The organism is Kandleria sp. (assembly GCF_017934775.1).
Lineage (GTDB): Bacteria > Bacillota_I > Bacilli_A > Erysipelotrichales > Coprobacillaceae > Kandleria > Kandleria vitulina.
The window spans coordinates 1-23,339 of record NZ_JAGBIX010000031.1; the positions used below are offsets into that span (position 1 = coordinate 1).

Sequence of the window (23,339 nt, forward strand, 5' to 3'; positions counted from 1 at the left end):
CTCAATTGTTCCGTACCCTTGGTACAACTTTATTGTAGCACTTCTTTTAGCAGAGTCAATAGCTGAGTGCTAATAATGATGAAAAACTATGAAAAAGATATGGTTATGAAAAATGTCATGGTATAATGAATAAAAGAATTCTATTGCTATGATGATGTTTTTTCACATCATAAAAAAGGAGGGTTAGTATGAATATTGCATATTACAAAGAATACAGCCAATGTCTCGAAAGAGATATGGAATTTAAGGTTTATGGTCATGCCGGACGTCCAATTCTTGTTTTTCCATCGCAGGATGGCAGGTTCTATGATTTTGAAGATCAGGGCATGGTTGATACAATTTCATCTTTCATTGAAAATGGCGACTGTCAGTTATTCTGTGTAGATAGTGTCGATCAGGAAGGATGGAGTGAGAGTCATCTTCCATATGAACATCGTACCTATATCATTGAACAGTATTATTTCTATATTGTTAATGAACTTGTACCACGTATTTTTGAAATCAATGCTAATGGTGGTGATTATGCGGATGGTATCTATACAACAGGTGTTTCATTAGGTGCTTCTCACGCAGTTAACTTTATGTTTAGAAATCCTGATGTATTTAAGGGATGCATCGGATTAAGTGGATATTATGATTGTGATATCTTCTTTGGTAATTATTGTGATGATATCTTATATCGTAATAGTCCTATTCGTTATTTAAACGGTATGAATTATGATCATCCATATGTTCAGAAATACCGTGAATGCCGTATTGTACTTTGCTGCGGACAGGGTGCTTGGGAAGATGAGATGGTTAAATCTACCGGACGTATGCAGGAACTGCTTAATGCAAAAGACATTCCTGCCTGGTGTGATTTTTGGGGCTATGACGTAAGTCATGATTGGCCTTGGTGGAGAATTCAATTTCCATATTTTATGGAGCACATTCTATTTGATGATTAAGGGGGATATAATTCAATGAATGTCATATTTATTTCACCACACTTTCCTTACTACTATTACAATTTCTGTGATCGTTTAAAAAGGAGAGGTGTTAATGTATTAGGTATCGGAGATACGCCATATGCTGATATTTCCTTGGATACTAAGAACAGTGTTACAGAGTATTACTATGTTTCATCATTAAAGAACTATGATGATGTCTACAAGGCTGTAGCACACTATATTGCTAAATACGGTCGTATTGACTGGATTGAATCTGAAAATGAGTATTGGCTTAATCTAGAAGCAAAATTGCGTACTGATTATAATGTACCAACTGGTCCTCATATTGAAGATATGGGTAAATTAAGATATAAATCTCATATGAAGACTATCTATAAGAACACCGGTATTCCAGTTGCTAACTATACGATTGTTGAAAGCGAAGAAGAGGGACTTGCATTTGCAAGAGAGAATGGCTATCCGCTTGTTGTTAAACCAGATAATGGCATGGGGGCAAGTGATACACACAAGTTGACTTGTGATGAAGATCTAAAGACATTCATGAAGAATAAACAGGAAGATGTACCTTATATTCTAGAAGTATGCGTACCTGGTCATGTAGAAACATTTGAAGGCATTACTGATTCAAAGATGAATATCCTTATTGCTACATCACATGTGATGGTTAATCAGGTAATGGATAATGTCAACGAGGGTAAAGATACAATCTTCTATTCTCAGCCTATTGAAGGCACTGATATTTATGAAATAGGAAAACGTACAGTAGAAGCATTTGAAGCTAAAGGAAGATTCTTCCACTTTGAATTCATGAGACTTGATGAAGATCATGAACAATTAGGAAAGAAAGGTGATCTTGTAGGACTTGAAGTCAATATGAGAGCACCAGGAGCCTATATTCCAGATATGATGAACTTCTGTTACGATGTTGATGTCTATACAATCTGGGCTGATATGCTGCTGTATGATAAATGCTACTATGATATAGAAAGAAAGTATTACGTAGAGTATGCTGGAAGACGTAAAGAGAAAGCGTATGCTTTAACGACTAAAGAAATATATGATCGACATGGCGATCATATATTACAGGAAGAATATGTTCCTAATGCTTTAGCTGAAGCAATGGGACATCATATCTTCATTTATAGAACTGATACAGTCGAAGAAATGAAGAAGATACGTCATGACATTCTTATGCCTGCTAGTGAACGAGAAGAATTTTTCGCATATGAACAGCTTCTCATTTCTCAAGAAGAAATGAAGAAGGCGCAAGAACAGGCAGAAAATGCAAAAAAAGCGCTAGAAGATGCTAAAAAGAAAGCACGGGAATTAGAAATTGTCATTTAAAAAAACCGACTCAATTGAGTCGGTTTTGATTATAGAAGTGAAACATTGTTTTCTTCACAGATACGCATTGTATCTTCATCCCATAATGAAGCCTGAACTTCACCGATGTGACATTTTCTTAAGAAGAACATACAGATACGGCTCTGTCCGATTCCTCCACCTAGAGATAAAGGAAGAACATTTTCCATGATATGTTTATGGAAAGGTAATTCAAGACGATCTAATGCATCAGCTTTTTCTAACTGTTCTTTTAAGCTCTTAGCATCAACACGAATACCCATAGATGATAATTCTAAGGCATTATCAAGTACACTATTATAGACAAGAATATCACCATTTAATGCCCAATCATCATAGTCAGGAGCACGTCCGTCATGTTTTTCACCTGATTTTAGAACATCACCAATCTGTTCAATGCAGACTGCTTTCTTCTCTTTCGCAATAGCGTTTTCTCTTTCTTTTGGTGTTAGATCAGGATAACGATCTTCAAGTTCCTGAGTTGTAATAAAGTAGATCTGTTCAGGAAGAATTGGTTTACCAAGTTGAGGATAATGTCTGATCATTGTGAATTCAACATCTAATAAAGCTTTATAGATCTTCTTAACAGTTGATTCAAAATACTGTTTAGTACGATCTTCTTTATTGATGACCATTTCCCAGTCCCACTGATCTACATACATTGAATGAATGTTGTCGAGTTCTTCATCTTTTCTGATAGCGTTCATATCAGTGTAAAGACCTGTGTGTGGTTCAAAATTATATCTATGAAGAGCATCTCTTTTCCATTTTGCTAATGAGTGAATGATTTCAATTTCATCATCATTATTTAATTCGTAGGATTTAAATGATACTGGTTTTTCTACACCATTTAAGTTGTCATTAAGACCTGTATTCTTTAATAAGAAGAGTGGGGCAGAAACTCTTGTTAAACGTAACTGTTCTGCAAGTCTTCTTTCAAATGTATCTTTTATCATTTTGACAGCTACTTCGGTTTCGATAAGATCGAGAGGAGAACTGTAATCCTCAGGAATTAAAATTTTACTCATACTTCTATCTCCTTTGCTTTCCTGCATTATAAGATAGTTATTTGATGTAATCAAGAGGATTTTTCTCGACAAATAGCACCAATTATTGAAAAAAGAGGGTTATTTTAATCAAAAAAGTAAATTAGGAGATAAATTTAAAAAGATTGATGGGTACAATTAGAAAATTGATAATTGTGATAGCTATTCTTTTGTATTATCATAAATATAAGATGAATTTTATTGACTTAAATTATCTTATCTAATACAATGACATAAACACAAGGAGGGTGGATTATGGAAAAGCTATATAAAAGTACAAGAGGACATCAGAAACCATTGGATTTCTACACGTCCATTTTACAGGGGATTGCAGACGATGGAGGTTTGCTTGTACCTGACTTTCCATTTGAAAAGAAAGATTTAAATGCACTTCTTTCTTTAAATTATGTAGACCTTGCAACAGAGGTTATTAAGGCATTTGTACCAGAGGATGCCGTTGAAGATATTAGAAAAGCATGCCAGGGTGCTTATGATACAGGATTATTTAAGGAAGGCGTTGTACCAGTTGAAAAAGTTGGCAATACTTTTGTAACAGAGCTATTCCAGGGTCCTACAGCCGCATTTAAGGATTTGGCTTTATCTTTATTGCCTAGATTTATGACATTATCTTTAAAGAAGAAAGGTGAAGAACGTGAGGTAATGATTCTTGCCGCTACTTCTGGTGATACTGGTAAAGCTGCACTTGAAGGATTTAAGGATGTAGAAGGAACTTGCATTAAGGTCTTCTATCCAATTGATGGTGTATCAGCTATTCAGAAGAGACAGATGGTTACTACAACAGGAAAGAATGTAGAAGTCATCGGTATTGAAGGAAACTTCGATGATGCACAGACAGCAGTCAAGAAAGCATTTGCTTCTGAAGAATTAAAGGATCTTTGTGATCAGCACCATGTATTCTTATCAAGTGCCAACTCAATCAATATTGGACGTTTGATTCCACAGATTGTGTATTATTTCCATTCATATAGCGTACTTGTCAATAGAGGAGAAATTAAGCTTGGTGATCAGGTTAACTTCACTGTTCCATCAGGAAACTTTGGTGACTGCTTAGCTGGATGGATTGCTAAAAACATGGGACTTCCAGTTAATAAGTTCATCGTTGCAAGCAATAAGAACAATATCTTAACAGACTTCTTTAAGACAGGTGTTTATGATACACATAGAGAATTCTATAAGACAAATGCCCCAGCAATGGATATTTTAGTATCAAGTAACCTTGAACGTCTTGTATGGTTTATGGTAGATGGAAATAGTGAAAAAGTAGATCAGTTCTATAAATCATTATCTGATGAAGGCGTTTATCGTGTAGATGAAGAAACACTTGCACGCATTCAGAAAGAATTCGTTGCAGGATGTCAGAGTGAAGAACAGGTTCTTGAAAATATCAAGGATTGTTATGATAAGACACATTACTTATTAGATACTCATACAGCAGTGGGTTATGGTGTCTACAATGAATACGTAAAGGAAACTGGAGATAAGACTCCAAATGTTCTTCTTGCAACAGCATCTCCTTATAAGTTCCCTGAATCTGTTTATGAAGCATTGACTGAAAAGAAGACAGATGTATTCACAGCTATCGATGCCTTAAATGAAATGACAGATGTTGAAATTCCTTACCCATTAAAAGGATTAAAGGAACGTGAAACATTACATGAAGGCGTAATCGCGAAAGATCATATTCTTTCTTTTATTGGCGAAAGAATCAAGGAGTTTTAAAATATGTATGTTAAAGTGAAAGTTCCTGCTACAAGTGCCAATCTTGGCCCTGGCTTTGATGTCGCTGGTTTAGCTGTAACACTCTATAACACATTTACCTTTGAACTGACAGATGGGCCATTAGAAATTACTGGCTGTCCAGAACAGTTTGCTAATGAAGATAATCTAACTTACCAGACTTTCAAGAAAGCTGCCAAGCAGGTTGGGTTAGAATATCATAATGTAAAAATCCACACTAAGACTGAAGTACCTTTTACTAGAGGTCTCGGTTCTTCTTCCACTTGTATTGTTGCAGGAATTGTCGGTGCGTATGCATTAATGGATCGTGCTGATGAAAGAAAAGAGATTCTTAATCTTGCAACTGAAATTGAAGGGCATCCTGACAATGTTGCTCCTGCCATCTTTGGGGGCATGACTGTATCAGTTGTAGAAGCAGACTACAACGTTACTACATTATCATTGCCAGTAAAGCACGATTATCGCTTTGTTGCTCTTATCCCACCTTTTACCTTGTCCACTGAGAAAGCTCGTTCAGTTCTTCCTGAACAGCTTGAGAGAAAAGATGCTATTGCCAATGTCTCACACCTTGCATTGATGGTAGCTTCAATCATTAACGGCTATGATCATGGCTTGAAGCTTGGATTTAAGGATCGTTTCCACCAGCCATATCGTGGTCAGCTTATCAATAACTTTTTCCCAATTATGGAATGCCTTGAAAAAGATGAAGGCGTGCTTGGCGCTTATCTTTCAGGAGCAGGCCCAACTATCATGGCTTTAATCAAAGCAGAAGACACTAAGGGCGTTGTAAGAATAAAAGATGAACTTGGTGATCTGATTAAAGGATGGAGAGTTGAAAAACTAGAATTAGACACACGTGGATACACTTGTGATTATTTATAGGAGCAGAAATGTTCCTATTTTTTTTTCTTGTGCTATAATGCAAAAGAAATGGAGGATGATCTTATGTATGAATCAAAACAAATGATTATCATGAGAAGAGATCTCAAGATGAGAAAAGGCAAGATTGCAGCACAGGCGTCACATGCGAGTGTAGAGGCAGTGCTTATGGCCTTAAAAAAAGAAAATAGATTTAATCAGCTTGTCAACGATGATGACTATATGACAATAGAAAGTGAAGATATTACACCACTTACACAATGGTTCAAAAAAGGCGTTGCGAAAGTCTGCGTCTATGTAGATAGTGAAGAAGAACTACTAGCATTGCATCATAAAGCAAAAGAACTAGGTTTTATTTCTTCGTTGATTCAGGATGCAGGATATACTGAGTTCCATGGTGAACCAACATATACATGTATGGCACTTGAACCTTTATATATTGAAGATGCCAACAAGATAACAGGAGATTTACCATTGTATTAGGAGCAGTTATGAAGAATTATCACACACACACTTATCGCTGTAAGCATGCGATTGGCAAAGAAGAAGACTATATCAAGAATGCTATTAAGGCGGGGTATACAGAATTAGGTTTCTCTGATCATGCCCCATGGCATTATGAGTCATCATTTCATCCTACGATGCGTATGGAAGAAGATGAAATCGAAGGATATGTACAAACAATAAGAGCTTTAAAAGAGAAATATGAAGATCAGATTTCTATTAAAATCGGTTTTGAATGTGAATACTTTGAAGATAAGATGGACTGGATGAGAGATATTATCAAGAAATATAGTCTTGATTACCTCATTTTAGGAAACCATTATGATGAAAGCGATGAATATGGCGAATACTACGGTTTTCCAGAAAAAGATCTAGAAACAGTCAAGAAATATGTTTCACAGGTTATCAAAGGAATGGAAACTGGGTTATTTAGCTATATTGCTCATCCTGATGTTATCGCGTATGATCAAAAAGATCCTCGTCATCTTGCTGAGATGGAGAAGATCTGTATAAAGGCAAAAGAACTTGATATCCCACTAGAATTCAATCTGCTTGGATTTAAGACTGGAAGAGATTATCCAAGTGTGCCTTTCTTTGCATTATGTAAGAAACATAATAATCGTATTATCATTGGTACTGATGCACATGAACCATCTGCATTAAGTGACAATAGAACATATGATGAAGCATGTTATGTCATTAATAAATTAGGTCTAGAAAAGACAGAAGAAATCCGTTTTTTGAAATAACGGATTTTTTTCATGTAGAGTTCACATAGTTACTTTATTGTGAAAAGCAAGCGTATTCATGTTATAATCAGTCTAGAGGTGCTAATATGGAATATAATATTGATAAAGAGCCGTTTTTTGAGGATAGTCTTGCAATCGTTAAAGATGTATTTAAAGATCAGCTTTACGATTTAAGTGAACAGGATTTCCGTGAACTAACGATTGAAATAATGGATACGTGTCTATTGGCAGGAGGAGATTACGATAGTGAAAATATTCGCTTCTATGCCAATGAGTATATCAAGAAGAATTTTTACCATCGCTTCAAGAAAGCGAGAGGTGCATTTTAAGGAAGGTTGCTATGCCAGTAAATACGAATGTAATAAAAAAATATATCGAAGATCATGAGAGCTCTTATGAGGGACGCTATAAGTATTTATGCGGCTATCGTACGGGTGAACATGAGTATAAATGTCATTACTACATGTTGGATGCTAACTTCAGAAAGATTGACATTTTCGTAGATATTGCCTGTGAGAAAGAAGTAAAAGCTCATTTTACTGAAAACTTGAATGAACAGGAAAAGCAGCATATTATCAATGATTCATTAAAACATATCTTACATAATGAATCTTATCCTAAATTGTTGCACTACTCACTCTATGAAAACTATATTGATGGAGAACAGTGCTTTGAAGTCTTCATGGCCCCAATTGATTATGTAAATGTCTATGAGTATATGAAATACCATAATGGCATTTCCCAGAAGACAGTGGATGATTTCTATAAGATCTTCATTCCAGCATTAAGAACGCTAAGAGAACGTCGGCGTTATGATGCTTATCTTGAAACAATGAATCTTCTTTTAGAAAATATTCTTTATGAACATGAATGGATTTCACCAGCATCAAAGTATCTGAATACAGAATATCAGTACCATCTTTACTACGTCAGAGAAATTATACGTAAAGTATGTGAACATGTAGGAGAATTCTACAAGTATGCAAAAGAACGTTTCTTGGACATTGTAGAAAAACTTTGTCGTAATGAACGTTTTACATTCTGTATCATGACAGATTTTGGGGCATTGGCTTTATCTGAATCAGTGATGGTCGTCAATGATCTTATTGTTCAGTTAAAGAAGATTTTTGTCCTCTATGATGTAAATGATGATCACAATAAAGATGTAAACCTTGTATTCTCATATTTGTATTACATCTTCAAGAATGATGTAGAAAACTACCACGGTGTTGTAAGAAATGTATTTAGAATCATTATGAACAACATGATGACATTAGCTGATTCTGATTTAGATTTAGCATTAGGAAATGCACTTCTTAAAACAGAAGGGTATGAAGTTTTAATCGATGTGTTCCACACAGACTTTAATACATTTATTTTCACATGTTTCCCTATTTCCTCATTCCCTCAAGAAATGAGACCAAGAGTAAAAGCCGAGCTGATTGGTGCTATCAAGTTCTTTGCGGGACGTATGGAAAATGAGAAATTTAGACAGTCTTCATTTGAACAGATTGTTAATATTAATAGACTACTATTGGATAACTTTGGAGAGTGGTATAGATGAAAAACAAGAAATGGCTAGTTGGCGGTGTCGTTGCTGGAGCATTTGCAAGTGTAGCAGCAATGTATAAGGCAACAAGTGAATTTGCAAAAGATATGCTTTATAGAAATGAAATTGATCGAACTGATCTTGATGTGCTTGATGAAGAAGAAATGCAATTAAAAAATGAAGAAGGCATGGTTCTTTATGGTTATCTTATTAAACATAATCACGCTGATAGAACACTGATTATGTTACATGAAATAAAAGAGAACGCCTCTTCACTTATTGAATGTGCTCAGCATTTCGAAAAAATGCTGCCAGAAACAAATATTGTCTTATTGGATAGTGAAAGTCATGGCATGAGCGATGGCTATCTTAGAAGCTTTGGTGAAAAGGATGCCAAGAATCTGATCTTGTGGAATCGTTTCTTATTAAAGAAATTAGGTTCACAGCAGCACTTTATCCTTTATGGCAAGAACCTTGGTGCTAATGCGATCTTGCGTGCAAGCGCAACTCATGAATTGCAGAATGTTAGTGCCATCGTAAGCGATGGTGCATGTGATAATGTATCTCACTATTTAACTGATCTTCTTTTTAAGAAGTATAAGATCAATAGCAAGTTTGCTGCTCCTATTTTAAGAAGAGTCATCAAGCAGGAATCAGGATTGGATATCAAGCGTCTTGATGCTGTTGAAGATGTAAAGAACAATACTATTCCAACTATCTTTATTCATTCTAAGAATGAAAAGAATGTTAATTTTAAGCGCGTATTCGATCTTTACAACAACAATGCTTCAGATGCATCATTGTTCCCTATCAAAGAAAATCATTTCTATGAAATGAATCAGGATGAAAGCTATTCTAATTTATTAAAAGATTTTCTTGCTAAACATATTTAGGAGAAAATAATGTATATTAAAGAATCTAAAGGTTTTCCTGAAGATTTTCTTTGGGGTGCAGCTTCAGCTGCCTATCAGGTAGAAGGAGCTTATGATGAAGATGGAAAAGGACTTTCATCTTGGGATGCATTTGTCAAAATCCCCGGTAAGACTTTTAAGGGGACAACAGGGGATGTAGCAGTTGATCATTATCATCGCTACAAGGAAGATGTTAAACTGATGGCCTACATTGGCCTAAAAACCTACCGCTTCTCTATTTCCTGGAGCAGAATCTTTCCCGAGGGAAATGGGAAACTGAATGAAAAAGGCCTTCAGTTTTATGATGAATTAATCAATGAATGTATAAAATACAAGATTAAGCCAATGGTAACTCTTTATCATTGGGATATGCCACAATCGCTTATAGATCAGTATGGTGGATGGGAGAGCCGCCAAAGTGTTGATGATTTCGTAAACTATGCGAAAGTGTGCTTTAGTCATTATGGTGATCGAGTAAAACACTGGATTATCATGAATGAACAGAATGTATTTACCAGTCATGGCTGGATGCTTGGGACGCATCCACCAGGAAAAATCAATGATTTAAAAATGTTCTATCAGGTCAACCATCATGTATTTATGGCACATGCCTACAGTGTTCTTGCACTTAAGGAAATGTATGATGATGCATTAGTTGGATCTTCGTTTGCTTTTTCACCTTCCTATGCGTTAACTAATAAACCAGAAGATGCCTTAAGCAAGCAGGATTATGATACTCTGCAGTCCTACTACTGGATGGATGTCTACGCCTATGGCAGATATCCACGTGCTGCGTTATCATATCTTGAATCATTGAATGTAAAAATAGAAATGGAGCCATGGGATGAAGATATCCTTAAACGTTCAGCTTTACTTGTAGATTTTATGGGAGTAAACTATTACCAGACAACAACGGTGGCCTACAATCCGCCACAAGGTGTCAATAATCTCAATGGCGAAAACAATTCGGGTAAAAAAGGGACAAAGGCAGTAACAGGAATTCCAGGCTTATATATAAATCCATCAAATGATTTCTTAGATAAGACGGACTGGGACTGGGCTATTGATCCTTCTGGTTTACGTTTTGCCTGTCGTGATATTACATCAAGATATGATCTGCCCATCATCATTTCAGAAAATGGCTTAGGCGCATTTGATAAAATAGAAGATGGGAAAATTCATGATCCTTATCGTGTAGATTATTTACGAGAACATATAAAAGAATTAAAGAAAGCCTGCGATGAAGGATGTCGTATTCTTTCTTATTGTGTATGGTCATTTACAGATGTATTAAGCTGGCTTAATGGCTATCAGAAACGCTATGGGCTCGTTTATGTCGATCGTGATGAAGAAGAAAACAGCGGTACACTAAAACGTATACCGAAGTATTCTTATTATTGGTATAAGAAAGTCATTGAATCAAATGGAGAAAATCTTTAATGCCAGTGCAAAACTGGCATTATCTTTTGGAAGGTGATAATTATGGATAGTAAAGTAAAGACAATAGCATTTAATGCGATTATTGCAGCAATATACGCAGTAATGACATTAGCTATTTCACCAATCGCATACGGTGCAGTTCAGTTGAGAGTATCAGAAATCATTATCTTTTTAGCTTTTTACAATAAAAAGTACATCCCAGGATTAGTACTAGGATGCATAATAGCTAACTTATTCTCACCACTTGGATTATGGGATGTATGCTTTGGTACAGTTGCAACAATTTTAACATTATTGGCGATGAACGCCCTACCAAATCGTTATCTTGCAGCTATTGCAGGAGGCGTATTCAACGGCATTATTGTTGGTGTGGAATTAACAATATTATTTAAAGAGTTACCACTATTCTTAAATATCTTCTATGTATTTGCAGGTGAATTTGCGATCTTGCTTATCGGTGCATTCATCTTTGGCATGATAGAAAAAAATAAGGTACTTATGGAACATCTTGAACTATAAAAAAAGGAGACTTATGTCTCCTTTTAAATTGCTTTAGTAGCTTCTTTTAGCCAAGCTCTTTCATCTTCATTTAAGAAGGAATGAAGTGTATCATAGACTTTCTTATGATAATCATTAAGCCATGTTCTCTGTTTTGGTGAAAGAAGGGATACATCTACACCATCTAGATCAATAGGAACCAATGTCAATGGCTTAAATGAAAGGAACTGTCCATATTCAGTTTCTTCATCTTTAACACAAAGAAGAAGATTCTCATGTCTAATACCATAAGCATCAGGTTTATAGTATCCAGGTTCATCACTTGTGATCATCCCTGGTTCAATAGTAGTAGGTTCTTCATCATAAGGACGAATACCCTGTGGACCTTCATGTACATTAAGGAAATGACCAACACCATGACCAGTACCATGTCTAAAGTCCATACCATATTCCCATAATGGAGCTCTTGCGACAGTATCAATGTTAATACCAGTCATACCATGTGGGAACTTTAGATTCATTAAGTTCAAGAAGCACTTCAATACAAGAGTGAAATCTCTTCTTTCATCTTCACTTAATTCCCCAAGAACAAATGTTCTTGTGATATCAGTTGTTCCATCAAGATACTGTCCACCAGAGTCAATCATCAGCATCCCTTTATTGTAGACTCTTGCACAATGATCGCTAGTAGCATGATAATGAATGATAGCACCATTTTCCTTGTATGCACAAATAGTATCAAAAGAAGGATCAAGATATAATGACTGCTTCTTTCTAAATGATTCAAGCTTATCCGCAATGCTGACTTCAGTATCTTCATCTGTCATCTTGTGATGCTTAAGCCAATACATAAATTGTGTAACAGCGACACCATCCTTGATATGTGCATGAGTTGTATTCTTAATTTCAGTATCATTCTTAATACATTTAAAATACTGTGTAGGATTCTCAGAATCATACATTTCACATGAAATAGAAGCATAAAGCTTATAGTTGATGGCACTTAAATCTACAAGAAGCTGTCCTTCCAATAGACTAACATCATGATAGATTTCATCATAATCTTTGATAGTGACACCTTTAGCATTATAGAATGTTTCCATATCATCATCGTAAGCTTCTCTTTGAAGATAAAGTGTTGCCTGATCATCTTCAATAAGTGCAAAAGATAAGACCACAGGAGAACATGCAATATCATGTCCACGAATATTAAATAACCAGCAAATATCATCTAGTGATGCAATCAAATGTGATGTAGCCCCCACATTTGCCATATAGTCTCTTAATAAAGAAAGCTTCTCTTTCACATCAGTACCATGATAAGCATCATCATAGTAGAAGGCTTTTTCATGAGAACGTTCTGGACGATTTTCCCAGATAAAAGTCATGTCTGTATCTACTAGTTCAATATTCATTTCTTCTTCAAGATCAATAAGGAAAGAGGCATTCATAACCTGTCCATCAAATCCTAGACGATCTCCAGTACGAAGATGTGAAACAAGAAAATCATGAATAGTAGGAACATTAGGCTGTCTCATTTTCATGAGTTTCACATTCTTAGGAAGTTCCTGTTCTGCCTGAATAAAATAACGCCCATCAGTCCATAGATAAGCATCTTCCTGCCCCACTAAAAGAGTACCGGCTGAACCAGTAAAGTGGGATAAGTATTTTCTGAATTGATAATAATCGCCAACCATTTCACTCTGATGATCATCATCAGTAGGAACAATGTAATAAGCGATATTATTTTTCTTTAGTTGTTCTTGTAAAGCTATAATTTCTTTCATTTTAATCACCTAGCTTATTATAACACAATAGAGACATAGTGTATCAATTTTGATATAATACAAAAAGAGGTTATTATATGAAAGCAAACATTGATATCTTTAAGAAGTGGATGCATTATCAGATTATCAGCAATGCATTGTGGCAATATGAAGAATATGACAATAAAATAGTGATCACATACCATGACTGTAAAGCAGAAATACATGTTTATGGTGATATCATTGAAGAAAGCATCAAGAAGAACGAAGAAAACATCTTTTATCTCTTTTATTCTTTTAATGATTATGCCCATGGCAAAAAGATGTTTAATGTCTTCATTGAATACTTATCCCATCAAAAACAAAAGAAGACACATAAAATTCTTCTTTCATGTAGTGGTGGTATGACAACAAGCTTCTTCAAGACAAGAATGATGGAATACTTGTCATTAAGACATCTTCATTATGAAATAGATGCAGCGGCAGTAGAAGATATTGATTATATCGCCGATCAGTATGATCTGATTCTTATTGCCCCACAGGTAAGATATTCACTTTCACATATAAAACAGATTGCACCGCAGTGTCATGTTGAACCAATAGACCCAACGGTGTTTGCCTCGTACAATTGTACCAAATTATATGAACAGATTGCGGCTTTTTATAAAATGAAGTAATCTGTTCATTTTCTTAGGAGGAAAGTATGATTCATTTTATTGACTATACTATATTAAAGCTGATTCATGAATTTGCACTTATGACTGGTAATAGATTTACACCATTTATTCGTTTTATCAGTTATCTATGTGATTCTCATGCCTTATTTCCGATTGTATGGATTTCTATCATATTAATATGTATCAAGAAAACAAGAAAAGTAGGAACAGCGATGTTGATAGCGATACTTATTAATTTCTTGTTTACTAATCTAGGATTAAAAATCATTGTTGGTAGATTAAGACCATACCAGTCGGGAAATGTGGATTATTACAACTGGTGGAAATATGTTGGTGGATTAGCAATGCGCGAGTATTCTTTCCCATCTGGACATGTCTCTACGACAATGGCAGCAATGGGGGCTGTTTTCTTTTATACAAACAAGAAGTATAGCTGGCTCGCTTTTCTTCTTGTCATATTGATGGGATTTAGTAGAAATTATCTGGTTGTTCATTATCCAACAGATGTACTTGGAGGAGCAATTATTGGCTTTATTTCAGCGTTAATTGCACGTATTTTAATAAATCGCTATTATAATTTATATATTTCTGATAATTATATTGAACAAAAATAATTTTAATAATATAATGTAATCAGGAGGTGGCAATATGAACTTTAAATGGAGCACCAATGAAACAGTTGCTTCAGTGGTATCATTCTATCCCACTAATATCACTTTAAATAAAGTGGCATGTCGTTATTTTGATGATGTGAACTATGTACTTCTAGGTGTAGATGAGTCGCAGCATCAGATTGGCATCAAGCCACTTTCAAAAGAAGAGATTGATCAGAATCTCTATGCAAGTGATTGTTACTTTAAACTGTCTCTTGGCAAATCCTATGGTCGTATCAGCAATAAGGCCTTTATGGAGATGATTGCGGATATTATTCCTTTAGATTTTAACAAGCACGGATGTTATAAATTTAAAGGACAGTATGACCAAAGACAGGATATCCTGGTTATTGATTATAAAGAAGGAGGCATATCATGAGTCCAATTCTTGTATGGGGCATTGTATTGGCCGTTGCGGTTGTATTTGAAATCGCGACAGTTGCATTAGTGAGCATCTGGTTTGCTTTTGGTAGTCTTTTAGCATTAATTGCGGCCTGCTTAAAGGCAAGTCTTTCTGTACAGATTATCATCTTTGTCTTAGGAAGCTTGTTGACATTGGTATTAACAAGACCACTAGCTAGTAAAATGTTGCACGGTCAGATCACAAAGACAAATGTAGATCGTCTGATTGGCAAGAAGGGTGTTGTCACTAAGAGCCTTACTGCTTATGAAATGGGAGAAGTAAAATTACTTAATGGTACATGGCGTGCATTAAGTAAAACAAAGGATGAGATTACTGAAGGTAGTCAAGTAAAGGTGTTAGCCATTGAGGGCAATCATCTTATCGTAGAAGAAATATAGGAGGAAAATTTTTATGACATTTGGTTTTATTTTAAGTGCAGTACTCATTATTATTGTTATTATTATCGTATTAAACACTATTAAGATCGTGCCACAGTCTTATGCTTATGTTGTTGAAAGATTAGGTGCCTACAATCACACAATGAATGTTGGTCTTCATATCATGGTGCCATTTGTAGATCGCATCAGTAATCGTGTCTCATTAAAAGAACAGGTTATGGATTTCCAGCCACAGCCAGTTATCACTAAAGATAATGTTACAATGCAGATTGATACTGTTGTTTATTTCCAGATTACAGATCCAAAGTTATTTACTTATGGCGTTGTAAGACCAATCAATGCGATTGAAACATTGACAGCCACTACTTTACGTAATATTATCGGTGAACTTGAATTAGATGAAACATTAACTTCAAGAGATATCATCAATTCAAGAATGCGTTCTATCCTAGATGAAGCAACTGATCCTTGGGGAATCAAGGTTAACCGTGTAGAAGTTAAGAATATCATTCCACCTAGAGATATTCAGGAAGCCATGGAAAAACAGATGCGTGCTGAACGTGAAAGACGTGAAGCGATTCTTGTGGCCGAAGGCCGTAAGCAGGCTGCTATCCTTAATGCCCAGGGTGACAAAGAATCATTGGTATTAAGAGCTACTGCTGAAAAAGAAGCAGCCATCGCAAGAGCTGAAGGTCAGGCTGAAGCTTTAAGACTTGTCTATGAAGCACAAGGAAAAGCTATCAACTATATCAATGCTGCAAATCCAAATGATGCTTATGTACAGCTAGAAGGATTAAAAGCATTAAAAGATCTTTCAAATGGTACAGCTACTAAGATCATCGTGCCAAGCAATCTTCAGGGATTAGCTGGAACTTTGACAAGCGCTGCTGAAATATTAAAAGAAGATAAGTAAAAAATCAGTCCTCATGGGGACTGATTTTTATGTCTTTAAATGAAATAAGTTCAATGTTGTTATTGTTAAGATACTCTTTAACAAGAGGATCTTTCCAAAAAGAAAGTTCCTCTTCTCTACCTGTTGAATAACTAGAAAGCTTTTCAAGTTCATCATCACAATAGCCAGAATGAGTCATGATTTCAATGGTACCTGTATGTGATTCACATATTTTAGCGAAATCTTCAATGTGGCATAGATCATTCTTGAAATGAATAACGGGAACAGGTTCATAATCATTGATGATATGATTAAGCTTACGTACAGGAAGATCATATTTTCTAGATAATCTTCTATAGACATCAGGATAATAATCTTGGATATTATGATGCGCATCAAGATGCGTTGGCTTATGTCCTGTCATTTTAATAAAAGCATCAATCTGAGCTTTCCATTCTTCATAGAGTTCTTCTGTATCAATGTTTATATTGTCATACTCATGTGGCTTTTTGAAGCGATTATCAATAAGAAAGCTTTTTCCTTGAGTCAAGGGTTTAAGAAAAGTAACGTTGAGATGTACACCTACACCAATGTTAAGGTCTTTAACAGCTTCCAATGATTCTTTAGCATAGGGACTGTTCATAAGAACAGTGGTTGAAGTGATGACACCTTCTTTATAGCCATCGATGATTCCCTTGGTAATAGAGGGAGTCATCCCTAAATCGTCTGAATTAATAATTAATTTATTTATCATGAGAATCTCTCCTTTTTAAAAGCATAGCATAGAAGAATGATTTCTTCTTCTTTTTTAGTAAGAATTTTGACAATCTATTTCATGTGTTGTATAAATGATAAAGAAAGAGGTGAGAAGATGAAACAGATTGTAGTTGCATCTACCAATAAAGGAAAAATAAGAGAAATAAAGGCGATGCTTGAAGGCATTGGCATTGAAGTAATCTCTATTAAAGATGTTCTTGGATATAATCCAGATGTAGAAGAAACTGGTAAAACATTTGTTGAAAATGCAGTTATTAAAGCTGAAACAGTTATGAAGATGATCAATAAGCCAACATTGGCAGATGATTCTGGATTAGAAGTAGATGCCTTAGATAAAGCACCTGGTATTTATTCTTCAAGATGGATGGGAGAAGATACTCCTTATAGCATCAAGAACCAGGCTATCATTGATAAGGTTGCAGGAAAAGAACGTACTGCTAGATTTATTTGTGCAATGGCACTTGCGATTCCAGGAGAAGAAACAATTACTATTCAGGAATCTTTTGAGGGAGAAATCAATGATCGTATTGAAGGAGAAAATGGTTTTGGCTATGATCCAATCTTCTATTTCCCACCACTTAAGAAAACATCAGCCACAATGAGTCTAGAAGAAAAGAATCAGCATTCTCATCGTGCAAAAGCATTAAAGAAGCTATATAAGATATTAAAGGAGCATCAATAAATGAATCATATTGTACTTGTACATCCAGCTATTCCACAAAATACTGGCAATATCATGAGAACATGCGTTGCTACTAACACACATCTTCATTTGATTAAGCCATTAGGCTTTTCATTGGATGATAAGCATATGAAAAGAGCAGGATTGGATTATATTAAGGATCTTAATTTAACAGTTTATGAAAACTGGGAAGATTTTGTATCTAAGAATAAAGGATATTATCATTTCTATACAAGATATTCTAATCGTACATATACAGAAGAAGACTATACACAAGAAGGAGAACATTATTTATTCTTTGGACATGAACATGATGGAATTCCTCATGATATCCTAAGAGATCATCTTGATGAATGTGTCAGAATTCCAATGTTTGCGTCTTCACGTTCTCTTAACTTATCAAATACTGTTGCTATTGGTATTTATGAATGTCTACGTCAGCAGGATTTCCCTCAATTGGTAAGACATGAAGTACAAAAGGGAGAAGACTTTCTGCTTAGAGAAGCTGAATAGAAATTTAAAGCACTTCAAAATTAATGAAGTGCTTTTCTTTATATCGTGATATAATAGGGGATAAGGGAGAATAATATGAGATATTTCTTAAATAATGCAAGAGGGAAAGATATCTTTACGGGCTTGCTTTTTTCATTAGCAATTATTATAGGAGCTGTTCTTTTGGTGACGTTTTGTCCAATTATTTATCAGGTGGGCATTTCTTCTTATGATCTAGAAGGATATACGGGATTAAGCAATGCCCAGATGGTGAAGAGCTTAACGACAATATGCCATTATCTTACATTGTCTGCAAAAGAACCTTTGCAAGTTCCTTATTTTACTTTAACAAAGGAAACATTGATTCATTTTAAGGATGTAAAAGCCATCTACGCATTTTTGCAGGTGTTCTTTATTATTGATGTAGTTATCTTATCATTTATGATAAGAAGTCACCTTAAAGAAAGCAACGTTGAATTCCTTAATGTGACAGGAAAAATCTCAGTGGTCATTGTGGCTTTCTTTGGTTTTTTATCATTAACATCTTTTGATGAAGCATTCATCTTGATGCATCAAATGCTTTTTAGAAATAACTATTGGCTTATTGATCCGGTTAAAGATCCCATTATACGCATTTTTCCAGAAATGTTTTTTAATCATTGTCTAATAGGAATATTATTCTTGATTGTAGTTGTTAATATTGTATTACAGTTTCTTTATCGAAAGGTAAGACATTCTTTATAAAGAATGTGGAGGGTGAAAGTGAAATGGAAAATACTACGTTTCCTAGTGAATCATTAAAAGAGTATGATGTTGTTGTGATATTATCGTACTATCAGGGAAAACTATTATTAAGCAGAGAAAAGAAGAATCTGGCCTGGGAATTTCAGGGTGGAGCATTGGAAGAAGGAGAGATTCCATCTAGTGCGGCACGACGTATTTTATATAATGAATCAGGAGCATGCGGCTTTAATCTTCAGCCGATGTGTGATTTTATTTATAATGAAAAGAAGGGAATGGCTTTTCTAGCAACAGTCTATGAATTAGGTCCATTAAGTGATGGAGAAATGAGAGAACGTAAAGCGTTTGATGTTCTTCCAGCAAAATGGCATTATCCTGAACTTTCTTCATTATTGTTAAAATATAAAGAAGAAATAGAAGAATAAAAGGTGTAGGACATGTGTCCTACACCTCTTTTTTAATCAAAGAATTTATATTCTTCAAAGAATGACTGTGGATGGTCGCAAGCTGGACATTTTTCTGGAGCAGCTTCAGCTTCAACAACAAAACCGCAGTTATTGCACTTCCATAATACTTTTTCATCTTTCTTGAAAGCTTTGCCTTCTTCGATGTTCTTTAATAGATGAAGATAACGATCTTCATGCATCTTTTCAGCACGAGCGATTGCTCTTAATACAGCAGCAATTTCAGGGAAACCTTCTTCTTCAGCTGTTTTAGCGAATGATGGATACATATCAGTCCATTCTTCGTTTTCACCAGCAGCTGCAGCCTTAAGATTTTCTTCAGTAGTACCCATAAGTACAGGGAAGCTACCTTCTACTGGAATAGTTTCACCCTTTAAACCACCTGCATTTAATAATTTCATAAGACGTTTTGCATGTTCTTTTTCCTGGTTAGCAGTTTCTTCAAAAATATTCTGAACCTGAACATAACCATCTTTCTTAGCCATAGAAGCCCAGAAAGTATAACGGTTTCTTGCCTGTGATTCACCTGCGAATGCATGCATTAAGTTTTCTGCAGTCTTTGTACCTTTGAGATTCATATCTTTTGTTCCTCCTTCTTTTTTGCGCAATCAGCACATTCGCCAATAAAATTGACGCGAGAGTAATGGATGGTGGCACCCGATTTTTTTACAGAGTCAATGAGCTTCTGATGAAGCTCATTCTCTGGGAATATATCTACAATTTTCCCACATGTCTGACAAAATAGATGATAGTGTGGTGAGAGATTGCCATCATAGTGAACAGTCTGATCATTGCTTTTCACCTGTCTTATAATATCATGTTGAACAAGAACATTAAGATTACGATAAACTGTTCCAAGTGAAATATCTGGGATGACTTTTTTCGCTTTATTGTAGATTTCCTCTGCTGTCGGATGTGTTGATTCACTATTTAATATAGCTAATATTAAATCTCTATGTTTTGATTGCCGCATTTTTACACTCATGATATATCTCCTTAAGTAGTAATTGTTACTACTTAACTATATTATAGTGCATTTTTATATCTTTGAAAAGATATTCTATGGATTTCGTTGAAATCCCGTGATACTCTAAAGTTGGTGATTAAATGAAAGCAATTTTATTAGCATTAAAATATACAACAGACTATGACTTTGATATTTCTATAAAAGAACTCAAAGAACTATGTCGTGCCTGTCAGATTGAAGTTACACACATTGTCACACAGGCAGCTGATCCTAATAAAACAACATATGTAGGGATTGGTAAGATCAAGGAAATCAGACATCTTATTGAAGATGAAGATATGGTCATCTTCAATGAAGAACTCACTCCATTACAGTTAAGAAACATCTCCGATCTACTTGGCATTGAAGTCAAAGATCGTACTGATCTGATCTTAAGAATATTTGAATCACGTGCACGTACAAAAGAAGCAAAGCTTCAGGTAGAAGTGGCACGCCTTAAATATGAACTGCCACGACTAGCTGGGGCACATGAAGAAATGTATTCACAGCAAGGTGGATCGGGATTTAGAGGATCTGGTGAACAGCAGATAGAAATAGAACGACGTCATATTAGAAGACATATGGCACAGGTCTATAAGGAATTAAGAGAAGTGACGAAGGAAAGACAGACGCAAAGAAAACGTCGTGAGAATATGAAGGTGGTTGCTTTGGTAGGCTATACCAATGCGGGAAAATCTACACTATTGAATCTTTTTACACAAAAGAAAGTGTACAGTGAAGATATGTTATTTGCGACACTTGAAACATCTACACGACAGGCGGTACTTAAAAATAATCGTACTATTCTTATGAGTGATACTGTTGGTTTTATTTCTCAGCTTCCTCATCATCTTATAGAAGCATTTAAATCAACTTTAGAGGAAGTCAAGGAAGCAGATCTTATTCTTCATGTAGTAGATGCCTCATCTCCATATGCCAATAAGCAAATTGAAGTAACCAATATGGTACTTAAAGAATTAGGTGTAGAAACACCGATGCTTTACGTCTATAACAAATGTGATCTCGAACAGGCAGAATTCATTGTTCCAAGAGATCCATATGTATTTATTTCTGCTAAGAACAATCTTCATATTGATAAGCTAGAAGATGAAATCATTAAGATCATCTATAAAGATGAAGAAAGAATAACACTCTATATTCCTTATGAAGAAGGGGATCTTTATAAAAAGCTGATCAGAGAAACAACGCTTATAAAAGAAGAATTTCAGGATGAATGCATAGCTATCACAATAGAAGCACCAACTTATTATGCAAATAAATATAGCAGATATAGAAAAGTATGATAGAATGAAAAAAACGAGGTGAGACGATGAATGTAAAAGAAATCGCTAAAGCGATGAAAAAAGATGCCCCACAGCTTGCATCTACTCAAGTTGAAGAAAGAAATAAAGCTTTAGAGATGATTAAAGCTTCTTTAGAAGAACATAAAGAAGACATCTTTAAAGCCAATAAAGAAGATTTAAAATACGCAGATGAAAAAGGTGTAACACCAGCTGTAAAAAAACGTCTTAAATTTGATGAAAACAAACTTCATGATGTCATTGCTGGCATTGATCAGTTAATTTCATTAAATGATCCACTACATAAGATCTTATTAAAAAGAGAATTAGATCAAGATCTAGTTTTAACACGTATCTCTGTACCAATCGGAGTAATCGGTGTAATCTTTGAAGCAAGACCAGATGCATTAGTACAGATTTCAACACTTTGTATCAAGAGTGGAAACTGCGCTATTCTTAAGGGAGGAAAAGAAACTGCCAATACTAATAAGGCACTTTTCACTCTTATTAAAGAAGCAGCCATCAAGGCTGGTCTTCCAGAAAACTGTCTTGCACAGGCAGAAGCACATAGTGAAATTGATGAGCTTCTTAAATGTGAAAAAGATGTGGACTTGCTTATCCCAAGAGGATCTAATGCGTTTGTACAATATATTATGAACAATACAAAAATTCCTGTAATGGGTCATGCGGATGGAATCTGTCATATTTATGTGGATAAAGATTACGATATCAATAAACTTGTTCCTATCATTATTGATGCTAAAACACAATATACTGCTGCCTGCAATGCGGTTGAGACTATTCTTGTCAACAGAAGTGTTGCTAAAGAAGTATTGCCAGTATTAAAGGCCGCATTTGAGGATAATGGTGTCAAGATGAGAGGTACAGAAGAAGTGAATGATATTATTTCCGTGGAAATTATGGACGATTTCCACACTGAATATCTTGATCTTGTCGTATCTATTAAGCTTGTCGATGATGTTAAAGAAGCCATTGAACATATCAACTTCTATGGTTCACATCACACAGATGCTATCATTACAGAAAATGAAGCAACAGCTAAAGAATTCATGGCTATGGTTGATTCAGCAGGTGTCTACTGGAACGTATCGACACGATTTGCGGATGGCTTTAGATATGGATTTGGTGCCGAAGTTGGAATCAGTACATCTAAGCTTCATGCAAGAGGACCAGTTGGACTAGAAGGATTGATCACTTATAAATATCAGCTAGTCGGTAAAGGTCAGATTGTCGCTGATTACGCATCAGGTGCTTCATCTTTCCATTTTAAAGATCTATAAAAAAAGGGGCTGACCCGGATAGATAATCTGGATTAGTTTTCAAAAATAAAATGCGCCGGATAAATCCGACGCATTTTTTGGTATAATGTAATTATGAAAACTACAACATTAAACCATAAAAATTATAGCGCATTTCAGAC

At 35.2% G+C, this 23,339-nt stretch carries 27 protein-coding genes; 22 read left to right on the plus strand and 5 right to left on the minus strand.

Features of this window, described 5'->3' with window-relative positions:
• Nucleotides 1-188 precede the first annotated feature (188 nt).
• Both J6L95_RS03905 and J6L95_RS03910 read left to right on the plus strand, forming a co-directional pair.
• The gene (locus J6L95_RS03905; RefSeq protein WP_029072861.1) at nt 189-947 is read left to right on the plus strand and encodes an esterase family protein; all 759 of its coding nucleotides are present in this window, start codon (nt 189-191) and stop codon (nt 945-947) included.
• Between the two features lie 15 nt (nt 948-962).
• Nucleotides 963-2,294, plus strand: coding sequence for an ATP-grasp domain-containing protein (locus J6L95_RS03910; protein ID WP_287458226.1), 1,332 nt, complete (start codon nt 963-965; stop codon nt 2,292-2,294).
• Nucleotides 2,295-2,323: 29 nt separating this feature from the next.
• Here the strand turns inward: J6L95_RS03910 and asnA are convergent, their stop codons facing one another.
• The gene (asnA, locus tag J6L95_RS03915) at nt 2,324-3,340 is read right to left on the minus strand and encodes an aspartate--ammonia ligase (protein ID WP_029069964.1); all 1,017 of its coding nucleotides are present in this window, start codon (nt 3,338-3,340) and stop codon (nt 2,324-2,326) included.
• A gap of 273 nt (nt 3,341-3,613) precedes the next feature.
• Between asnA and thrC the strand changes: the two genes are divergently transcribed.
• The 9 genes from thrC (at nt 3,614) to J6L95_RS03960 (ending at nt 11,667) form a co-directional block, all read left to right on the plus strand.
• Nucleotides 3,614-5,098, plus strand: coding sequence for a threonine synthase (gene thrC, locus J6L95_RS03920; RefSeq protein WP_074685530.1), 1,485 nt, complete (start codon nt 3,614-3,616; stop codon nt 5,096-5,098).
• A 3-nt stretch (nt 5,099-5,101) separates the two neighbouring features.
• Complete coding sequence (thrB, locus tag J6L95_RS03925; RefSeq protein WP_287458227.1) at nt 5,102-5,998, plus strand: homoserine kinase; 897 nt, start codon at nt 5,102-5,104, stop codon at nt 5,996-5,998.
• A 63-nt stretch (nt 5,999-6,061) separates the two neighbouring features.
• Complete coding sequence (gene pth2, locus J6L95_RS03930) at nt 6,062-6,478, plus strand: aminoacyl-tRNA hydrolase (protein ID WP_287458228.1); 417 nt, start codon at nt 6,062-6,064, stop codon at nt 6,476-6,478.
• 8 nt (nt 6,479-6,486) lie between these two features.
• Entirely contained in the window at nt 6,487-7,248 is a 762-nt protein-coding gene (locus J6L95_RS03935; RefSeq protein WP_287458229.1) for a histidinol-phosphatase, read from the plus strand.
• An 86-nt stretch (nt 7,249-7,334) separates the two neighbouring features.
• Complete coding sequence (locus tag J6L95_RS03940) at nt 7,335-7,577, plus strand: hypothetical protein (RefSeq protein ID WP_029069969.1); 243 nt, start codon at nt 7,335-7,337, stop codon at nt 7,575-7,577.
• An 11-nt stretch (nt 7,578-7,588) separates the two neighbouring features.
• Nucleotides 7,589-8,812, plus strand: a complete 1,224-nt coding sequence (locus J6L95_RS03945) for a hypothetical protein (protein WP_287458230.1) — start codon at nt 7,589-7,591, stop codon at nt 8,810-8,812.
• On the plus strand, nt 8,809-9,690 hold the full coding sequence (locus tag J6L95_RS03950; protein ID WP_287458231.1) for an alpha/beta hydrolase family protein: 882 nt from the start codon (nt 8,809-8,811) through the stop codon (nt 9,688-9,690). Before J6L95_RS03945 ends, J6L95_RS03950 begins: the two co-directional genes overlap by 4 nt.
• A 9-nt stretch (nt 9,691-9,699) precedes the next feature.
• Nucleotides 9,700-11,148 carry a glycoside hydrolase family 1 protein gene (locus J6L95_RS03955; protein WP_287458232.1) on the plus strand — a complete coding sequence of 483 codons (1,449 nt, stop codon included), beginning with the start codon at nt 9,700-9,702 and terminating at the stop codon, nt 11,146-11,148.
• Between the two features lie 42 nt (nt 11,149-11,190).
• Nucleotides 11,191-11,667, plus strand: a complete 477-nt coding sequence (locus tag J6L95_RS03960) for a QueT transporter family protein (protein WP_287458233.1) — start codon at nt 11,191-11,193, stop codon at nt 11,665-11,667.
• A gap of 23 nt (nt 11,668-11,690) precedes the next feature.
• Here J6L95_RS03960 and J6L95_RS03965 read toward each other — a convergent pair whose 3' ends face one another.
• On the minus strand, nt 11,691-13,433 hold the full coding sequence (locus J6L95_RS03965) for an aminopeptidase P family protein (protein WP_287458234.1): 1,743 nt from the start codon (nt 13,431-13,433) through the stop codon (nt 11,691-11,693).
• A 77-nt stretch (nt 13,434-13,510) separates the two neighbouring features.
• On the opposite strand from J6L95_RS03965, the gene J6L95_RS03970 reads away from it, so the two are divergent.
• From J6L95_RS03970 to J6L95_RS03990, 5 genes are read left to right on the plus strand one after another with little or no spacing between them, the layout of a single operon-like run.
• Nucleotides 13,511-14,089, plus strand: a complete 579-nt coding sequence (locus J6L95_RS03970) for a PTS sugar transporter subunit IIB (protein WP_051550696.1) — start codon at nt 13,511-13,513, stop codon at nt 14,087-14,089.
• Nucleotides 14,090-14,115: 26 nt separating this feature from the next.
• On the plus strand, nt 14,116-14,703 hold the full coding sequence (locus J6L95_RS03975; protein WP_287458235.1) for a phosphatase PAP2 family protein: 588 nt from the start codon (nt 14,116-14,118) through the stop codon (nt 14,701-14,703).
• 34 nt (nt 14,704-14,737) lie between these two features.
• A complete protein-coding gene (locus tag J6L95_RS03980) occupies nt 14,738-15,121 on the plus strand; it encodes a hypothetical protein (protein WP_029069975.1) in 384 nt (127 codons plus the stop codon).
• Nucleotides 15,118-15,543 (plus strand): NfeD family protein, encoded by a 426-nt coding sequence (locus J6L95_RS03985; protein WP_029069976.1) that lies wholly within the window; start codon nt 15,118-15,120, stop codon nt 15,541-15,543. Before J6L95_RS03980 ends, J6L95_RS03985 begins: the two co-directional genes overlap by 4 nt.
• A gap of 13 nt (nt 15,544-15,556) precedes the next feature.
• Nucleotides 15,557-16,456 (plus strand): SPFH domain-containing protein, encoded by a 900-nt coding sequence (locus tag J6L95_RS03990; protein ID WP_287458236.1) that lies wholly within the window; start codon nt 15,557-15,559, stop codon nt 16,454-16,456.
• A 4-nt stretch (nt 16,457-16,460) separates the two neighbouring features.
• Here the strand turns inward: J6L95_RS03990 and J6L95_RS03995 are convergent, their stop codons facing one another.
• Nucleotides 16,461-17,189 carry a ChbG/HpnK family deacetylase gene (locus J6L95_RS03995; protein ID WP_287458237.1) on the minus strand — a complete coding sequence of 243 codons (729 nt, stop codon included), beginning with the start codon at nt 17,187-17,189 and terminating at the stop codon, nt 16,461-16,463.
• A 117-nt stretch (nt 17,190-17,306) separates the two neighbouring features.
• Here J6L95_RS03995 and rdgB point away from each other — a divergent pair, with 117 nt between their 5' ends.
• From rdgB to J6L95_RS04015, 4 genes are all read left to right on the plus strand, one after another.
• The gene (gene rdgB / locus J6L95_RS04000; protein WP_029069979.1) at nt 17,307-17,894 is read left to right on the plus strand and encodes an RdgB/HAM1 family non-canonical purine NTP pyrophosphatase; all 588 of its coding nucleotides are present in this window, start codon (nt 17,307-17,309) and stop codon (nt 17,892-17,894) included.
• Entirely contained in the window at nt 17,895-18,407 is a 513-nt protein-coding gene (locus J6L95_RS04005) for a tRNA (cytidine(34)-2'-O)-methyltransferase (protein WP_029069980.1), read from the plus strand.
• Nucleotides 18,408-18,482: 75 nt separating this feature from the next.
• Nucleotides 18,483-19,130, plus strand: a complete 648-nt coding sequence (locus J6L95_RS04010; RefSeq protein ID WP_287458238.1) for a TIGR01906 family membrane protein — start codon at nt 18,483-18,485, stop codon at nt 19,128-19,130.
• A 23-nt stretch (nt 19,131-19,153) separates the two neighbouring features.
• Entirely contained in the window at nt 19,154-19,552 is a 399-nt protein-coding gene (locus J6L95_RS04015) for an NUDIX domain-containing protein (protein WP_287458239.1), read from the plus strand.
• A gap of 32 nt (nt 19,553-19,584) precedes the next feature.
• On the opposite strand, the gene rbr is transcribed toward J6L95_RS04015, so the two are convergent.
• The gene (rbr, locus tag J6L95_RS04020) at nt 19,585-20,169 is read right to left on the minus strand and encodes a rubrerythrin (RefSeq protein WP_029069983.1); all 585 of its coding nucleotides are present in this window, start codon (nt 20,167-20,169) and stop codon (nt 19,585-19,587) included.
• Nucleotides 20,166-20,576, minus strand: a complete 411-nt coding sequence (locus J6L95_RS04025; protein WP_287458240.1) for a Fur family transcriptional regulator — start codon at nt 20,574-20,576, stop codon at nt 20,166-20,168. The genes rbr and J6L95_RS04025 overlap by 4 nt, the downstream gene beginning before the upstream one ends.
• Nucleotides 20,577-20,698: 122 nt before the next feature.
• On the opposite strand from J6L95_RS04025, the gene hflX reads away from it, so the two are divergent.
• A complete protein-coding gene (gene hflX / locus J6L95_RS04030; RefSeq protein ID WP_287458241.1) occupies nt 20,699-21,901 on the plus strand; it encodes a GTPase HflX in 1,203 nt (400 codons plus the stop codon).
• Between the two features lie 26 nt (nt 21,902-21,927).
• Nucleotides 21,928-23,199: a glutamate-5-semialdehyde dehydrogenase gene (locus tag J6L95_RS04035; protein WP_287458242.1), complete on the plus strand. Its 1,272-nt coding sequence runs from the start codon at nt 21,928-21,930 to the stop codon at nt 23,197-23,199.
• Nucleotides 23,200-23,339 lie beyond the last annotated feature (140 nt).

Bases quoted from the DNA above. Each gene is read 5' to 3' on its own strand.
- J6L95_RS03905 (WP_029072861.1), top strand. From the start codon at position 189: ATGAATATTGCATATTACAAAGAATACAGCCAATGTCTCGAAAGAGAT.
- J6L95_RS03910 (WP_287458226.1), top strand. From the start codon at position 963: ATGAATGTCATATTTATTTCACCACACTTTCCTTACTACTATTACAAT.
- asnA (WP_029069964.1), bottom strand. From the start codon at position 3,340: ATGAGTAAAATTTTAATTCCTGAGGATTACAGTTCTCCTCTCGATCTT.
- thrC (WP_074685530.1), top strand. From the start codon at position 3,614: ATGGAAAAGCTATATAAAAGTACAAGAGGACATCAGAAACCATTGGAT.
- thrB (WP_287458227.1), top strand. From the start codon at position 5,102: ATGTATGTTAAAGTGAAAGTTCCTGCTACAAGTGCCAATCTTGGCCCT.
- pth2 (WP_287458228.1), top strand. From the start codon at position 6,062: ATGTATGAATCAAAACAAATGATTATCATGAGAAGAGATCTCAAGATG.
- J6L95_RS03935 (WP_287458229.1), top strand. From the start codon at position 6,487: ATGAAGAATTATCACACACACACTTATCGCTGTAAGCATGCGATTGGC.
- J6L95_RS03940 (WP_029069969.1), top strand. From the start codon at position 7,335: ATGGAATATAATATTGATAAAGAGCCGTTTTTTGAGGATAGTCTTGCA.
- J6L95_RS03945 (WP_287458230.1), top strand. From the start codon at position 7,589: ATGCCAGTAAATACGAATGTAATAAAAAAATATATCGAAGATCATGAG.
- J6L95_RS03950 (WP_287458231.1), top strand. From the start codon at position 8,809: ATGAAAAACAAGAAATGGCTAGTTGGCGGTGTCGTTGCTGGAGCATTT.
- J6L95_RS03955 (WP_287458232.1), top strand. From the start codon at position 9,700: ATGTATATTAAAGAATCTAAAGGTTTTCCTGAAGATTTTCTTTGGGGT.
- J6L95_RS03960 (WP_287458233.1), top strand. From the start codon at position 11,191: ATGGATAGTAAAGTAAAGACAATAGCATTTAATGCGATTATTGCAGCA.
- J6L95_RS03965 (WP_287458234.1), bottom strand. From the start codon at position 13,433: ATGAAAGAAATTATAGCTTTACAAGAACAACTAAAGAAAAATAATATC.
- J6L95_RS03970 (WP_051550696.1), top strand. From the start codon at position 13,511: ATGAAAGCAAACATTGATATCTTTAAGAAGTGGATGCATTATCAGATT.
- J6L95_RS03975 (WP_287458235.1), top strand. From the start codon at position 14,116: ATGATTCATTTTATTGACTATACTATATTAAAGCTGATTCATGAATTT.
- J6L95_RS03980 (WP_029069975.1), top strand. From the start codon at position 14,738: ATGAACTTTAAATGGAGCACCAATGAAACAGTTGCTTCAGTGGTATCA.
- J6L95_RS03985 (WP_029069976.1), top strand. From the start codon at position 15,118: ATGAGTCCAATTCTTGTATGGGGCATTGTATTGGCCGTTGCGGTTGTA.
- J6L95_RS03990 (WP_287458236.1), top strand. From the start codon at position 15,557: ATGACATTTGGTTTTATTTTAAGTGCAGTACTCATTATTATTGTTATT.
- J6L95_RS03995 (WP_287458237.1), bottom strand. From the start codon at position 17,189: ATGATAAATAAATTAATTATTAATTCAGACGATTTAGGGATGACTCCC.
- rdgB (WP_029069979.1), top strand. From the start codon at position 17,307: ATGAAACAGATTGTAGTTGCATCTACCAATAAAGGAAAAATAAGAGAA.
- J6L95_RS04005 (WP_029069980.1), top strand. From the start codon at position 17,895: ATGAATCATATTGTACTTGTACATCCAGCTATTCCACAAAATACTGGC.
- J6L95_RS04010 (WP_287458238.1), top strand. From the start codon at position 18,483: ATGAGATATTTCTTAAATAATGCAAGAGGGAAAGATATCTTTACGGGC.
- J6L95_RS04015 (WP_287458239.1), top strand. From the start codon at position 19,154: ATGGAAAATACTACGTTTCCTAGTGAATCATTAAAAGAGTATGATGTT.
- rbr (WP_029069983.1), bottom strand. From the start codon at position 20,169: ATGAATCTCAAAGGTACAAAGACTGCAGAAAACTTAATGCATGCATTC.
- J6L95_RS04025 (WP_287458240.1), bottom strand. From the start codon at position 20,576: ATGAGTGTAAAAATGCGGCAATCAAAACATAGAGATTTAATATTAGCT.
- hflX (WP_287458241.1), top strand. From the start codon at position 20,699: ATGAAAGCAATTTTATTAGCATTAAAATATACAACAGACTATGACTTT.
- J6L95_RS04035 (WP_287458242.1), top strand. From the start codon at position 21,928: ATGAATGTAAAAGAAATCGCTAAAGCGATGAAAAAAGATGCCCCACAG.